The organism is Algoriella xinjiangensis (assembly GCF_900115015.1).
In the GTDB taxonomy this organism is placed as follows: Bacteria; Bacteroidota; Bacteroidia; order Flavobacteriales; family Weeksellaceae; genus Empedobacter; species Empedobacter xinjiangensis.
Genome location: NZ_FOUZ01000007.1, coordinates 166,985 through 183,165, shown reverse-complemented (window position 1 = coordinate 183,165; position 16,181 = coordinate 166,985). Strand labels below are relative to the sequence as shown.

At 33.1% G+C, this 16,181-nt stretch carries 13 protein-coding genes; 12 read left to right on the top strand and 1 reads right to left on the bottom strand.

Going from position 1 to position 16,181, the window contains the following annotated elements:
- The first annotated feature begins 72 nt into the window (after window positions 1-72).
- The 4 genes from BM072_RS08420 to ytxJ all read left to right on the top strand — a co-directional run bounded on the left by BM072_RS08420 (window position 73) and on the right by ytxJ (window position 2,032).
- Complete coding sequence (locus BM072_RS08420) at window positions 73-282, top strand: helix-turn-helix transcriptional regulator (protein ID WP_092908217.1); 210 nt, start codon at window positions 73-75, stop codon at window positions 280-282.
- A complete protein-coding gene (locus BM072_RS08415; RefSeq protein ID WP_092908216.1) occupies window positions 279-599 on the top strand; it encodes a HipA N-terminal domain-containing protein in 321 nt (106 codons plus the stop codon). Before BM072_RS08420 ends, BM072_RS08415 begins: the two co-directional genes overlap by 4 nt.
- 1 nt (window position 600) lies before the next feature.
- Window positions 601-1,587, top strand: a complete 987-nt coding sequence (locus BM072_RS08410) for a type II toxin-antitoxin system HipA family toxin (RefSeq protein ID WP_245752092.1) — start codon at window positions 601-603, stop codon at window positions 1,585-1,587.
- 118 nt (window positions 1,588-1,705) lie between these two features.
- The gene (gene ytxJ, locus BM072_RS08405) at window positions 1,706-2,032 is read left to right on the top strand and encodes a bacillithiol system redox-active protein YtxJ (protein WP_092908215.1); all 327 of its coding nucleotides are present in this window, start codon (window positions 1,706-1,708) and stop codon (window positions 2,030-2,032) included.
- A gap of 18 nt (window positions 2,033-2,050) precedes the next feature.
- Here ytxJ and BM072_RS08400 read toward each other — a convergent pair whose 3' ends face one another.
- Entirely contained in the window at window positions 2,051-2,440 is a 390-nt protein-coding gene (locus BM072_RS08400; RefSeq protein ID WP_092908214.1) for a hypothetical protein, read from the bottom strand.
- Window positions 2,441-2,580: 140 nt separating this feature from the next.
- Between BM072_RS08400 and BM072_RS08395 the strand changes: the two genes are divergently transcribed.
- The 8 genes from BM072_RS08395 to BM072_RS08360 all read left to right on the top strand — a co-directional run bounded on the left by BM072_RS08395 (window position 2,581) and on the right by BM072_RS08360 (window position 16,164).
- The gene (locus tag BM072_RS08395) at window positions 2,581-2,790 is read left to right on the top strand and encodes a hypothetical protein (RefSeq protein ID WP_092908213.1); all 210 of its coding nucleotides are present in this window, start codon (window positions 2,581-2,583) and stop codon (window positions 2,788-2,790) included.
- Between the two features lie 104 nt (window positions 2,791-2,894).
- On the top strand, window positions 2,895-5,321 hold the full coding sequence (locus BM072_RS08390) for a type I restriction-modification system subunit M (RefSeq protein ID WP_092908212.1): 2,427 nt from the start codon (window positions 2,895-2,897) through the stop codon (window positions 5,319-5,321).
- Complete coding sequence (locus BM072_RS08385) at window positions 5,315-6,577, top strand: restriction endonuclease subunit S (RefSeq protein ID WP_177190286.1); 1,263 nt, start codon at window positions 5,315-5,317, stop codon at window positions 6,575-6,577. The genes BM072_RS08390 and BM072_RS08385 overlap by 7 nt, the downstream gene beginning before the upstream one ends.
- 45 nt (window positions 6,578-6,622) lie before the next feature.
- Window positions 6,623-10,597, top strand: coding sequence for a sacsin N-terminal ATP-binding-like domain-containing protein (locus BM072_RS08380; RefSeq protein WP_092908210.1), 3,975 nt, complete (start codon window positions 6,623-6,625; stop codon window positions 10,595-10,597).
- Window positions 10,597-13,647, top strand: coding sequence for a type I restriction endonuclease subunit R (locus tag BM072_RS08375; protein WP_092908209.1), 3,051 nt, complete (start codon window positions 10,597-10,599; stop codon window positions 13,645-13,647). Before BM072_RS08380 ends, BM072_RS08375 begins: the two co-directional genes overlap by 1 nt.
- A 3-nt stretch (window positions 13,648-13,650) precedes the next feature.
- Window positions 13,651-14,343 carry a M48 family metallopeptidase gene (locus BM072_RS08370; protein WP_092908208.1) on the top strand — a complete coding sequence of 231 codons (693 nt, stop codon included), beginning with the start codon at window positions 13,651-13,653 and terminating at the stop codon, window positions 14,341-14,343.
- A 91-nt stretch (window positions 14,344-14,434) separates the two neighbouring features.
- Window positions 14,435-14,833 carry a hypothetical protein gene (locus tag BM072_RS08365; protein WP_092908207.1) on the top strand — a complete coding sequence of 133 codons (399 nt, stop codon included), beginning with the start codon at window positions 14,435-14,437 and terminating at the stop codon, window positions 14,831-14,833.
- A gap of 128 nt (window positions 14,834-14,961) precedes the next feature.
- Window positions 14,962-16,164 (top strand): IS256 family transposase, encoded by a 1,203-nt coding sequence (locus BM072_RS08360; RefSeq protein WP_092908206.1) that lies wholly within the window; start codon window positions 14,962-14,964, stop codon window positions 16,162-16,164.
- The last annotated feature ends 17 nt before the right edge of the window (window positions 16,165-16,181 follow it).

Here is a 16,181-nt window from a genome sequence, read left to right as displayed (position 1 = left end):
AAAGTGCAATTTGTTGCACTTTTCTTGTTTTATACCTTATTTATTTCTAAATTTACATTAAAAGTGCATTATATGACACTATCAATAATTAATCAAATCAAAGAAAGACGTAAAGTTTTAACGATATCACAAGAAACATTAGCAGAGATTTCTGGTGTTGGCTTACGCACGTTAAAACAATTTGAAAGTGGTAAAGGTAATCCAACGTTAGAAACACTACAAAAGTTGTGTGATGCCTTAGGATTAGAAATTAAATTAGAGGTTAAATCGATTGAATCATGAGAGTTGCTCAAATTTTATATAAAGGTGAAAGGGCAGGAGTTTTAACGCAATTGGATAATGGTAGTTTTCATTTTATCTATAATGAAGATTGGATATCTGATGATTCTAAACCTTCGATAAGTTTAACGCTGCCAAAAAGTCAAATTGAATTCAAATCACAAGCTTTGTTTCCTTTTTTCTATCATTTATTACCAGAAGGTGTAAATAAACGAATGATTTGTAAAACATATAAGATTGATGAAGATGATGCTTTTGGAATATTATTACAAGCATCGAAAGTAGATACAGTAGGTGCAGTAACAATAGAAAGAGTTTAGCATGAAGTTAGAAATAAAAAATTGTCCAGGTTCTTTAAAAGAAAATTTTAATACATATAGTCCAAGTGTATTAAAGAAGATGTTTAATGGAAAAAAAGTCGATCCATTTTTAAATTATACCTCGCCTTCTGATCGAAAGGATAAAAGTAGATTTAACCAAAATCAAACACATATTTCTATTTCAGGATTTCAAGAGAAATATTCTTTCATTCTTGATGGAAATACATTACGATTAACAAATGAAAATGAAAGCGGTCAATATATTCTAAAACCTATATCAGATTTACCGAAAAATAGTGAGTTCGCACCCGCAAACGAACATTTAACGATGCAAATCGCTAAACAAATTTTTAAAATTGAAACAGCAGAAAATGCCTTAGTCTTTTTTGAAGATGGAAGTCCAGCGTATCTTACGAAACGTTTTGATTATGATGAGAATGGAAATAAATTAGCTGTAGAAGATTTTGCTTCATTATTAGGTAAATCACCTGCAACAGATGGAGAACAATATAAGTATGAAGGGAATTATCTGGAGTTATTTGAAGCATTGAAAAAATATGTTCCTGCATGGAAAGTAGAAGCGCCTAAGCTATATACATTAATCGTATTCAATTACCTGTTTTCGAATGGAGATGCACATCTGAAGAATTTTTCTTTAATAGAAACTCAACAAGGCGATTTTAAATTAAGTCCAGCTTATGATTTACTAAATACTAAAATTCATATCGAGGATGCGGACTTTGCATTAAAAGAGGGAATATTACCCAAATCAATTTCAAGTGGCAAAATTATCGATCAATTGATGGTATTGGGAGAGAAGGCAGTAATGACAGAGAAATCTATCATAAAAGTCCTTCAAAATCTAACTTCGAAAGAAGACCAAGTGGTAGATTTAATTGGAAGATCGTTTTTATCTGATAAGTTAAAACGTAATTATTTGCAAAGTTATCAGCGTCGATTGAAGAAACTGAGAATAGTTACAGAGTAAAAAAGATGAACAAGGAGATTTCCTTAGCACTTTTTTTATAATTTATCATACAAGGAAAATAGAATAGGTTATTCCTTCTTTTCAACGTAATTTTAGAAGCGAAATAATAGAATCAAAAATGAAAAAAATAGATATTACAACTTTAGATCATTTAGATCAAATTGATCAAGCATCTTTTAATCAACCAAAAATTATTTATAAACACAGTACAACTTGTGGATTATGTGATATTATTTGGGATATTGTAAAAGAAAGCGATTTTGAACTGAATTATTTAGATTTATTAACGTATAGACCACTCTCTAATGAGATTGAACGACGATACAATGTTCAGCACGAATCACCGCAAATCCTAATTATAAAAGATGGAAAATGTGTGTACAATGCCTCACATCGTAAAATAAAAAATGAAGAAATTCAGAAACAATTAGATTTATTCGATTAAAGAATCTTCGGTTTGATTTCATAATTGGAAAACTAAATTACGTTCGTGTTCATCAATAAAATCTTCACTTGTATAAAATGTTTCATCTACGACAACATATATCTTTAACCCTTTATTTAACTTTGAGTCTTTAAACACTAAATGACTTACAAAATATGTACTCAAATTATGATCGAAATTTTTGGTGCGACTATCAAATCTAAATTGGGCATGATTTCGTGGTCCCGAATATTTAGTTTCAACTTTTACTTGATTTTTTTCTTTCAGAACATTGATATAATTTCTTAAAAACGAAAAAGCTTCTTCGCGAGCAACAATCGGATCATCGTTATAAAACGAATTGATTGTTACTTTTTTTGTTTCTTGATCGAATAGTGTTTCAACTTCGTAATGGATTTTTAATTTCATAACAATTTGCTTTATTTTATTATGAAGCAAACATATGACTACATGACTATCAGATTGTGATAGTTGTTATATTATTTACAGCGACATGTTTTGGCTTTGTAGTGATTTATATTTAATATATAATTAAAATACAATAATCTATGCCAGAAATTATTATTAAAATCTCAGACGAACAGTTAGAAAAAATCAAGGAAACATTGAATTATAATGGATCTTTGGATCTTTCGGAAGAAACATTCAATGGCTCTTCAATTGAAATTGATCTATTACCTTTTATCCATATGATGACAGTAAAAGGATATAAAGAAGAATATATTGGTGATGTGCAAGTGGTGATTCCGAAGGAGTAATTTTTTAAAATCAATATATCTTATAAGTTTTTTATTTTTCGTGAGAATTATTAGATATTTAATATTATTTTATTAGTATTTTACAACAATTTTTTATAAAGATTATGGCAATCAAAAAATCTGAATTATATAGCTCCTTGTGGGCATCTTGTGACGAACTGCGTGGCGGTATGGACGCCTCTCAATACAAAGATTACGTACTCACGATGCTTTTTGTGAAGTACATTTCCGACAAATACAAAAACGATCCCTTTGGCGCGATTACCGTACCCCAAGGCGCTACCTTTGACGATATGGTGGCATTGATCGGGAAACCGGAGATTGGTGATAAAATCAACAAGGAAATCCTCAATCCGATAAAGGAAGCCAATAAACTCAACGAATTTCCGGACTTTAACGATGAAACCAAATTAGGAAAGGGCAAAGATTTGGTGGATACGGTATCCAACTTGGTACGCATCTTCAACGATGACGCCCTGGATTTCTCGGCTAATTCTGCCGAAGGCGATGATATTTTGGGCGATGCCTACGAATACCTGATGCGCCATTTTGCCACGGAATCGGGGAAGTCTAAAGGTCAATTTTATACTCCTGCCGAAGTTTCGCGTGTGTTGGCAAAAGTGATTGGGATTAATCCGAATAATGCAACGAACCAAACGACGGCTTATGACCCTACTTGTGGTTCGGGATCGCTATTGTTGAAAGTTGCTAACGAATCAGGTAAAGATATTACGCTGTACGGACAAGAAAAAGAAACGACAACGGCCAACTTGGCGCGTATGAATATGATTTTGCACAATAGCCCTACGGCAGAGATTGTGGCAGATAATACCTTGACGCGTCCAGCGTACAAGGAAGCTGATGGTACTCTAAAACGTTTTGACTATGTAGTAGCTAATCCTCCGTTTTCGTTGAAAAGCTGGAGCAATGGGGTAAATGTAGAGGCGGACGAATTCAATCGTTTTGAATTAGGTGTGCCACCAGAAAAGAATGGGGATTATGCCTTTTTGTTGCACATTTTACAATCGTTGAAATCGACTGGGAAAGCTGCTGTGGTATTGCCACACGGGGTGTTGTTCCGTGGAAATGCGGAAGGCGAAATCCGTAAAAACATCTTGAAGAAGGGCTACATCAAAGGAATTATTGGTTTGCCTGCCAACTTGTTTTACGGTACAGGTATACCAGCTTGTATTATTGTGTTGGATAAGGAACATGCTGCTCATCGCAAAGGGATTTTTATGATCGATGCGAGCAAGGGCTTTGTAAAAGATGGCAACAAAAATCGTTTGCGTGAGCAAGACATTCGTAAGATAACAGATGTGTTTGCTGCCGAATTGGAAGTGCCGAAGTACAGCCGTATGGTGTCGATGACGGAAATTGCCGACCCGAAGAATGATTACAACTTAAATATCCCACGCTATATTGATACCCAAGAAGCGGAAGATATTCAGAATATAGAAGCGCACCTTAAAGGGGGCATTCCGAGTGCGGATATTGATGCCTTGGAAAATTACTGGAAGGTATTTGCTACATTAAAAAAAGACTTGTTTACAGCTGTGCGTGATGGTTTTTATGAACTCAACGTACCGACTACCGAATTGAAATCGGCGATTTACTCGCACGCGGAATTTGTAGCGTTTAATGAAAGCGTGAACCTAACCTTCCAAACGTGGTTGGCGGTAGAAATGGAAAAATGGCAAGCTTTAGCACAAGGTGCTGATACCAAAACGGTGATTAGTGAAGCGAGTCAGTCGATCTTGCAAGCGTTTGAAAATAATGCGTTGTTGGAGGCCTACGATTTATACCAACATTTGATGACCTATTGGAACGAAACCATGCAAGACGATGTGTACAGCATTCGTATGGATGGCTGGAAAGCCGGAAACGAATACCAACGCTTGGTGATTAAAGGGAAAACTGACAAGAATGGAAAAACCAAAGGCGACAAAGAAGTACCTGGTTTAGCAGGGATTGAAGGACGAATGATTTCACCTGCTTTATTGGTAGACGTATATTTTCAAGACATGCAAGAAGCGATACGTGCCGAAGAAACGAAAGTAGAAACCGCACAAGCGCACATGACTGAAATAGAAGAAGAGCAAAGCAGCGAAGAAGGTTTATTTGCCGATTTGGAAAAAGTAAATGCTACGGAAGTAAGTAAATTGCTGAAAACAACTGATGATAAAGCAACAAAAGCGATATTAAAAGATTACGTTGCCCAAGCCGATAGCATCAAGAAAGCCAATGCCGAAATTAAAAAGCTGAACGCGGATTTGGAAACAGCTGTATTAGCCAAATACCCAACGCTAAGCGAAGCTGAAATTAAAACTTTGGTATTAGAACACAAATGGCAAGCCTATTTGCAAAATGCTTTGACGCAAGAGCAAGAACGCATCAGCCAAAACTTAACGCAACGCATTAAGGAATTGGCAGAACGCTATGCTACGACTTTACCAAAATTGGAGGCTGAGGTGCTCGAAGCCTCAGCAAAAGTATTGGCTCACCTACAAAAAATGGGATGGACATGGTAAAACAAGGCTATAAAAAAACTGAAATTGGCGTAATTCCAGAGGATTGGGAGGTGAAAAAAATTAATGATATTTCAAAACCTGTAAGAGGAGGGTCTCCAAGACCAGCTGGCTCACCACTATTCTTCAATGGAAATTATATTCCTTGGCTAACTGTCGCAAGTTTAACGAATATTTCTAATTCTAAGATTTATGTAGATAATACTGAAAGTATGTTGACTGAATTAGGAAGTAATTATAGTCGAAGATTAGAAAAGGATACATTAATAATATCAAATAGTGGGGCAACTTTAGGTGTTGCAAAATTATTAGGCATTGAATGCTGTGCAAATGATGGTATTGCAGCATTACTTGATTTAAAAGCTGATAATAAATTTCTAGTTTACTATATAAATTCTTTAACAGAATACTTACGAAATAATGTTGCGACGGGAAACGGACAACCAAATTTAAATACAGATTTAATTGGTAATCTATCAATCCCACTTCCTCCACTAGCCGAGCAAGAAGCGATAGCTACGGCTTTGTCAGATGCCGATGCGTGGATCGAGCATTTAGAACAACTCATCGCCAAAAAACGCCTCTTTAAACAAGGTGCTATGCAAGAATTGTTGACACCGCCTACGGAAGAGCTTGTACTGAGCGGAGTCGAAGCATGGGAAGTGAAGAAATTGGGGGAGGTTGGAAAAACCTATGGAGGATTATCAGGCAAAACAAAAGTTGATTTTGGAAAAGGAAATGCTCATTACATACCCTTTATGAATGTAATGAAGAATGTAGTTATTGATAATTCCTTTTTTGAGAAAGTAAATTTAAAGCAAGGTGAAATTCAGAATAAAGTTTTGAAAAATGACCTTTTGTTTAATGGTTCGTCAGAAACTCCTGAAGAATTAGGTATAAGTAGTGTGATTTTAGAGGATATTAATAATCTATATCTGAATAGTTTTTGTTTTGGATTTAGATTGTTTGATAATAATGTAAATCCATTGTTTTTGAGTTATCTATTTCGTTCTCCTTATGGTAGAAAAATAATATTTTATTTAGCTCAAGGCGCAACTAGGTATAATTTGTCAAAAGCTAATTTCTTAGAATTAGAAATTTCTATACCAAAATCCCTTTCCGAGCAAGAGCGTATTGCTACGATCTTATCTGATATGGGTGCGGAGCTGGAGGCCTTAGCAACGCAATTGGGTAAAGCCCGCCAAATCAAGCAAGGCATGATGCAGGAATTGCTGACGGGGCGTGTGAGGTTGGTGTAATAGATTTTTTAGAACTGAATAAAAAAATAAAAATAGATTGAATCAATGTTAAAAGAAGTTTTAAGAAAACATTACGCAAATTATACGAATCAAAGTGTAGAAAATATAAAACGTGATGCCAAAGGCTTACTTCATATTATCTCAGATTATGAAGGTAGGGTGGTGTTTGAACTTTTGCAAAATGCTTTTGATAGAGCTGATAAAAACATTAGGATTTGCATAAAAAATGGATTGCTTTATGTGGCAAATGACGGCACGCCATTTACTTATGTATTAGATTTTGATTATGAAAATGGAGATAATACAATAAGAGGTGATTTTCAGTCAATTTGTTCTGTTTACACTTCCTCAAAAACAGTTTCTAGTGCTATTGGAAATAAAGGTATAGGCTTTAAATCTGTTTTTTCAATTGCAAAAAAGCAAAATCCTGATGAGGTTTATCCAACAAGGAGTGTGGATATATTTACGAAAGGCCAATTTATAGATGCTGCAAGTAAAACATCGCAAATGGGTGCATTTCGACTGTACGAAATGATAAGACAAGCAGAGGTTTTGACTTCTATTTTCAATGACGCTGATCTTAAGATTCAACAAGAGAAAATTCGTAATGCGCAAAAGGAATATCCAGATACGGGTATTCCTGGTTATTATTTTCCTATAGAAATTGATACACAAGAGGCAGTAGTTCAGGATTTGTTTGCTCAGGGGTATTGTACTGTTATTGCTATTGAATTAGAAGATAGTCAAATAATAGGAGAGTTAATCAAACAAAATTTAGTACAAAATGGCATTCATTTCGAGTTTATTCAGTTGAAACATCAAAACAAACCTTTCCAAGTAAGCATTGCACTTGATGAAGAACATTTAATGACAAAGGAGGTTAAATTAAATAATCCTAATTTGATTCATTGTACAATCAACGATGAGAAATTAATACAATTGGCTCAGAATGCTGGTATTGATGTAGAAACTATAAATATAGGATTATACCTTAGAGCTGATGATAAAGGTAAACTATACAATTATCTTCCTACAGACGTAGCTTCACCTTTTCCTTTTGTTGATTTTCACGCTGACTTCCGAACGACACTGAATCGTAAAAATATTAATTGGGATGGAGCTGTTGGCGAATACAATAAAGCTTTATTACAGGCTTGTATTGAATTGTTGTTTACATTATGGAAACCAGAAGATTTACAGTTAAATACAACATATATTAATAATTGTTCAAAAGATAATAAAGAAAAATGGCATTTTAATTTTTTGAAATCTAATTTTAAAATCAATTCAGAAACGGCTAAGATTATTTCTTTAATATTTAATATAGACAGTTGGAATTATAGGCCATTAGTAAATTGGATAGGAGCAAATACCAAAGTGTTTTTTGAGAATAAGGATAAGGCTCAACAGATTTATGAAGAATTCTATAAAGTATTAATAGATTTTTCGAGATGTATTGCAAGTGATTATTATCAAAAGAAACATAGTAAAGTCGAACATTTGTTTTCTCAGCTTAAAGAATCGTTTAATAAAAATGCGGTTATTTATCTGCCAGAGATTATAAGCAAGGAGCATGTAGAAGTGTTTTTTGAAAAAGACAAAAAAAACATCAGCACTTTGCTGGATTTAAAGTTTACTACAGTAGAAATTGATGATAGCTACGAAGGTAAAATTTTGAAAAGGGCTTTGAATATAAAAGATGCATCTGATATCAATGAATATTTAAGGTTCTTTAGACAGACAAATTTATCAGGAGTTGTTCAAATTGATGCCATTAGCGAGCAGCAACAAATAGAACTGCTTCAAAATGTGTATAGTTTTTATATTAGGAAGCAAGAAAGAGATAGTACATTTTGTGAACGATATGCAAATGTATTGGATGTAGAGAGTCGAGAAAAAAATTCATTAAAAAATCAAGCAAGATTTAGTATTAGCACTTTGTTTTTGAAGGTGAAGGGTGAGAAATACAAACCTGCTCAACTTTGCTGTATAGAAGATATAGATGAAGAATTTAGAAAAACATTAAATCTTCCTGACGATTTTTTTAGTTTTTTAGGTGTTAGTCCGATTCCTTTTATAAAAGTATACGACCAAAGGATCTATGTGCAGTTAGATAATGGAATAGATTATATACCAGGGGTAGTCTCAAAGAATATAGAGAATGATCGAATTGATAAAAATATTGTACTGAACTGTTTTATACATTTAAAGGATAAGACACCAGTACATCCTGCATTAATTAATGATAATCATTCGGATATTTTTAGTAGTATAAAAAATATAAGACATAAAGAGCTTAGACCTGTATTAGAATTACTACAAGTAAAAAAGTATGATTCTTTTAGTCAAGAATATTTTTTTGTATTAAAGGAATATTTGGAGAAAGTACTGCGTATTTCGGCTCATTACGATTCATTGAGAGTGTTTTATGCATCTACATTTCAATTGTTTTGTAAGAATAATGTTTGGTTGATTTTTACTGATGAAGGGCTGAAATTTACAACAACGGTAAACTTTTCAATATTTAAAACAAAAATGGATATTGAAAATGCAATAAATCAGAAATTTGAAAATTTCCTTTACTACGAAGCGGATAAAGGTTTATATGACGAGAGGCTGGTTGAAAAAGTTATTGAATTGGAAGAATATTTTGAATATAATGATAATAGCATTCCTGATATTACTACCGATTTTTTTAAAGAGCTTATTATCAGAATTCCATATCTTTTGTGTGAAATTACGAATGATAACCAATCAGATAGAAATTATCTAGATTATGATTATAATATACTCGAGACGATAGCCACCAGTAAAGTTTTTAAAGTTGATAGTATTAAAGTTGTCAGGAAGAGTAAGGTATTTGAATATAATTATATCACTACTTTTTTTATTAAAAATAATCAGGTATTCATAACAGATGATAGTAATAAGAATAAATCTAAAGTACTTTCTTATTTATTATTTAACACCTATAGATTTTCTGAAAAAATAGAGATACTACTTTATAATAGAAGTATAGAAGATTTGTTTAATGAGTATAATAATATTGAGATAAATATTTTAAAGAAAAAATATGATATATCATACCAATCTAAAAGGGAGTTGTTTATAGCTAAGATTGTAGCGAAGTTTCCAGAAGTGGATATATCTGAAGATCATTGGAATTTTGAAACAAGTAACTCGATACAAGCGTTAAAAAATGTAGAAAAATTTGATTCCTTTCGTTCTTTTTTTGTAGAGTTAAAGTATTCTGAAGATTTTAAAGATTATGATTTTGGTTTGGATATTATCTATTCTTCCAATGAAATAGAAGACTTGAAAGTAGAGATAAGCCAACAGCCTATCAAGAATGAAGAATTAGATTTTTTGTATCATAAGTTATCGAAGAATTTAGAATCTAAGAATATAGTTTTTAGTTCTCAATCAGATAATATCATTAAATCATCCAACAGGAGCATAAAAAAGAAGGTAATTAAAAATATAGCATTTGACAGCTCATCAAGTGAGGAACTTGAAACAATTGGATCTAATGGAGAACACGAAGTATTGAATTATTTCGTAAATAAGTATTATCAACTTGACACAGGAGATAGAAAGGTAGTTCTAAACAGTATTTTTGAATTAATCAAAGGTGTTGTGGATGACATAAAATATTATGAAGAGTTGAAGGATGAATTACTGATAAATTTATCTAGCAATGATACATTAAAAACATTGATACCCTATTTGTATATTACAAATAAGTACAAATACTCTTATTTTGATTTAGTTGGATTCGAAGGGGTAGATGCTTGTTTTGTAGAAGTTAAAACGACAAGTAGCAACAGGCGTGATTTTTATATTTCCCAAGCTGAAATAGATTGTGCATTAAAAAATGAAAATTATCAAATTGTAAGAGTAAATAGTGAGGAAATCATATTTTTAGGTAATCCTATTGAGAAATTTAAAGATCAATTGAATGGATTTCAGAACAGTCAATATAAATTAACATTTACTAAGTATAAAATTGAAATTATATAATGATTAACCCAATAGAACGCATTACCCAAAACCGTATCATCCAATTATTTCAAGAACAATTGGGATATACTTATTATGGTAATTGGGAAAAACGTGAACACAATAGCAATGTAGAACAGGAGATTTTGAAAAAGAATCTTTTGCAACGTGGCTATTCCGAAACTTTGGCCAATAAAGCCGTGAAGGAAGTGTACGATGCGGCCAATACCAATGCAGGATCTTTGTACGATCGTAACAAGGCGATGTATTCATTACTTCGTTATGGTGTAAAAGCACGCCCAGAATTGGGAGAGAATTTTGAAACCATTTTCCCGATAGATTGGAATAATTCAGCGAAAAATGAGTTTGGTATAGCCGAAGAAGTAAGTTTAGCAAAAGGGCAAAATACCCGTCGTCCCGATATTGTTTTGTATGTAAATGGTATTGCATTGGGTGTTTTGGAATTGAAACGTGGTACAACGGATATTGCAGAAAGTGTAAACCAAACGATTTCTAACCAAAAAGAATTATTTAACGATTGGTTTTACAGTACCGTTCAATTTCTTTTTGCGGGTAACAACACCCAAGGTTTGAAGTATGGTACCATAGAAACTCCTGCTAAATATTTTCTATCTTGGAAAGAAGATGAACAAGAAAATAAAGATTATAAATTGGATAAATATCTGAAAAAACTATGTGTTAAAGATCGTTTTTTGGATATAATCTACAATGGAGTTGTGTTTGATGCAGGGGTAAAAAAATTACCACGCCCTCACCAATATTTTGCATTAAAATCGGCACAACCTTTTATACAACGAAGAGAAGGAGGAATTATTTGGCATACACAAGGTTCTGGTAAATCTTTGATGATGGTGATGTTAGGAAAGTGGATTTTGGAAAATATTCCAAACTCACGCATTGTTATTTTAACCGATAGAACCGAGCTAGACGATCAAATAGAACGTGTGTTCAATGATGTTGGAGAAACAGATATTGCGAAAACCAAGTCGGGTAAGGAGTTGATACATTTTTTAACGGCACCAAGACCACGATTGGTGTGTTCGTTGATTCATAAATTTGGGAATAAAACAGATACCGATTTTGATGCTTTCATTAGAGATCTACAAGACAATCCTGTAAAGACCCAAGGTGAAATCTTTGTGTTTATAGATGAGTGTCACCGTACTCAAAGTGGCAAGTTAAACCAAGTAATGAAAGCTGTTCTACAAAATGCGGTTTTTATTGGTTTTACAGGTACGCCATTGTTGAAAGAAGATAAGAAAACAACGATGGATGTTTTTGGAAGATACATTCATACCTATAAATTTAACGAAGCAGTAGAAGACGGTGTTGTAAAGGATTTGATGTATGAAGGGAGATGTATCGAACAAAATTTGACTTCTCAAACGAAAATAGATCAATGGTTTGAATCGAAAACAGCAGGTCTAAATGATTTCCAGAAAAACGAGCTGAAAAAGAAATGGGGAACGATGCAAAATGTGTTGAGCTCTAAAAGCCGTATGGAGAAAATAGTTGCTGATATTATTTTTGATTTTCAGACGAAGCCACGTCTTCGTTCTCAAATGGGAAATGCGATATTAGTCGCTTCGAGTATTTATGAAGCTTGTAAATATTATAATTTGTTTTTGCAGACAGAATTAAAAAACAAATGTGCAGTCATTACATCGTACAATCCACATACGGGTGATGTATCGAAAGAAGATACAGGAGCAGATACCGAAACTGATAAAGAATATATTTTTAATACCTATACTGAACTTCTAAAAGAAGTGCAAAGTTCTGGGAATAAATCTAAAACAGAAACCTACGAATCTGAAAGTAAAGAACGATTTAGAAAAGAACCTGCAAAAATGAAATTACTAATTGTGGTTTCTAAATTATTAACAGGTTTTGATGCGCCACCATGTTCCTACATTTACATCGATAAAAAGATGCAAGATCATACCTTGTTTCAAGCTATTTGTAGGGTGAATCGTTTGGATACGGATGATAAAGATTATGGGTATATTGTAGATTATATGGAATTGTTTGGTAATGTGACGGATGCCATCAATGTTTATACATCAGAATTGGATAGCGAAGGTTTTACGCAAGACGAGGTCGAAATTAGTATGAAAGATCGTTTAAAAATTGCGATTGACCGTTTGATGACGGCAAAAGAAACGGTAGAAGCCATTTGTGAACCTGTTGCACATCCAAAAGCAGACATCGATTATATTCATTATTTCTGTGGAAATACCGAAAATGCAGATGAATTAAAATCGAATGAATACAAGCGTATGGCCTTATACAAAGCAATTGTTGAGTATATACGCGCATATACAAATCTAAAAGCCGATTTTGTAAATACAAAATTCACAGAAGCTGAAATTCAAGGTTTCCATAAAAAGATGGAGGATTATTTAGCCTTACGTGAAGTGATAAGAATAGCATCGGGTGAAACGATTGATTTGAAAGCTTATGAAGCCGATATGCGTTTTTTGATTGATACGTATATTAAAGCGGAGGAATCTGAAAAGGTGTCTCCATTTGATGATATCTCTTTATTAGATTTGATGGAGACGAATATGAATGAAGCTATAGATTCGTTACCGAAAGGAATTAAAGGGAATAAAGAAGCTGTTGCGGAAACTATTGAAAACAATGTTCGTAGTAAAATCGTTGAAGAACATTTATTAGACCCAAAGTATTTCGATCAAATGTCTATACTTTTACAAGAACTAATTGAAAGAAGAAAAGCAGAAACAATTTCTTATCAAGAGTATTTGATTGAAATGGCTAATTTAATCAGACAAGTCAATCAAGGTAAAAAGGATGATATCCCAGTTTCATTGAATACGAAAGGAAAAGTAGCTCTGTATCATACTTTGGGAGATGAAAGTTTAGCTTTGCTATGTGAAGAAACCATTCAGTATGCAAAACAAGAAGGTTTTAGGGAGAATGTACAAAAGCAAAAAGTTTTAAAAGGAGCAATTTATAAAGTAGTAAATGATCTTACAAAAGTAGATGAAGTTTATAAAATTATAGAAGCACATAAAGACGAGTATTAACCAATGACGGAACGTATAAAGATAGGCACAGTGGAGATTGATGTAACGTTCAAGGATATAAAAAATCTTCATTTGAGTGTTCATCCTCCAAAGGGAAATGTTACCATTTCTTCTCCTCAATTTTATGATTTGGAGAAGGTGAAAATTTATGCCGCTACGAAATTGGCTTGGATTAAGAAGGAGCAACGCAAGTTTTTGGAGCAAAAAAGGGAAGAGCCTAGAGTTTTCAAAAATCAAGAAAGCCATTTTTTTTTAGGATCTAGATATTTGCTGAAATTAGTAGAATCCAATAAAAGCAAGGTAGAGATTGAAGGTAAATATCTTGTATTGTATTCTAAAAATATTAATGATAAGGCATCTTTAGAAAAGCAGTTGTATGCATTTTATAGAAAAGAATTGAGAAAGCGGTTGCTGCTAATGGTTGAAGTCTATGCCAGACAAATGAGTATAGAAGTACCGACATTTAAAATTCGTTACATGAAAACCAAATGGGGAAGTTGTGCTACAAGTAATCAGCGTGTTTGGTTTAATATAGAATTGGCTAAAAAACCTTTAGAGTGTATTGAATATATTGTGGTACATGAATTAACCCATTTGTTAGAACGACATCATAATAAACGATTTATATTATTATTGGATCAATATTTCCCAAATTGGAGAACCCAGAAGAAATTATTGAACGAATTGCCTTTGTAAGGTCTATTTTTGAAATTTAGAATTTAGAATTGTTTTTTTAGATTGATTTGCATCTATTAAGAAGAAGGTATATTTATCAAAACTTAAATTTATGTGTCAAGTTTATTCTGATGTCACGTTTTGTACCTGTTCTGATTTTGAAATCGATCAAGTTCAATTATTAAAAAATTACTGGGTTTTGTATCGTTACAATGAAGCGTTAGACGTTGTAATTGTTGGCGAAATAATGTTAGATAATATGTTGAAAAAGTATAATCCAGCTAACATATTAGAACTTATACTTAAAAAACTAAACGATAACACACTGTTTGATAAATCAATTGATTTTGTAGACAAAGATCGTTTACATGTTTCGCTTGAGTTGAATCAAGTTAACTTAAACTATGGTTTTGAATTTCAAGCTAACAGTTGGTCAGAAATTGAATATGATTATTTTTCTTGGGCAAGTTGTTATGAAGAAAAAAATGGAGGAGAGGTAAAGGTTTACTAATTATTATAAATTAGGTAGTATCCCACTAACTGTGTAAGTTAAAAAGTTATTCTGATAAATTTTGAGCCTTTAATGCTCAAAAGATTTATTGGAAATAACTTTTTATTATTTTTAAACATTATACAGTTATGACTAACAAAGAAGATTTATTAAACAACAAGGATTTTTTCAAGTCCTTTAAGAATGGTGAAGATTTAACATCTTTCTTCAAAGCACTCCACAAGAAGGCCGTAGAACACATGCTTGATGCAGAACTGGATAGCCATCTGGACAACGAAAAACATGATAAAAGCATCGATGGTAATTATCGAAACGGACATGGAACCAAAAAGATAAAATCCTCATTCGGTGAATCCGAGATTAAAGTTCCAAGAGATCGTGAAGGTAGTTTTGAGCCTGCATTAGTTCCCAAAAGGCACAACATCATCGATGGTTTAGAAAACATCATTATCTCGTTTTATGCCAAAGGAATGAGCGTTTCGGACATTGAAGAGCAGATTAAAGAAATGTATGATTTTGATGTTTCCACTTCGACAATTTCCAGAATAACAAACGCAGTAGCCAGTGAAGTTGTAGCTTGGCAGAATCGACCCTTAGACGATGTTTATCTAATTGTTTGGATGGATGGGATTGTTTTTAAGGTTCGCGAGAACTCAAAAGTCATCAACAAAACCATTTATTTAGCTGTTGGACTCAACCGTGAAGGTAAAAAAGAAGTCCTCGGAATGTGGCTTGGAAAGAACGAAAGCTCCAGCTTTTGGATGAGCGTTCTCACGGATTTAAAAGCTCGTGGCGTAGAAGATATTTTGATTACTGCTACTGATAATTTGAACGGATTTACAGACACCATCCGATCGGTTTTTCCTGAATCTCAAACCCAAATCTGTGTGGTTCATCAGATTAGAAACGCTTGTAAATACGTGGTTTGGAAAGACAGAAAAGAGTTTTCTGCCGATATGAAACATATTTATACTGCACCCAACAAAGACGCTGCCAAAGCCGCTTTAGAAGATTTTGCCACAAAATGGGAAGGGAAATATCTTTACGCAATCCAATCCTGGAGAAACAACTGGGACGAACTAACCGTATTTTTTGACTTCCCAATGGAAATCCGTAAAATCATTTATACGACTAATTTAATCGAAAATCTGAACGGAAAAATCAGAAAATATACCAAAAACAAAATGTCTTTTCCTACTGACGATGCGGTATTGAAGTCTGTTTATTTAGCACTCAAGGAATCAACTAAAAAATGGACAATGCCTATTCATAATTGGGGTATTGTTCTTAACCAATTTATGCTTATTTTTGAAAAAAGGCTCAGATTATAAAATCTAAGCCCAACTTT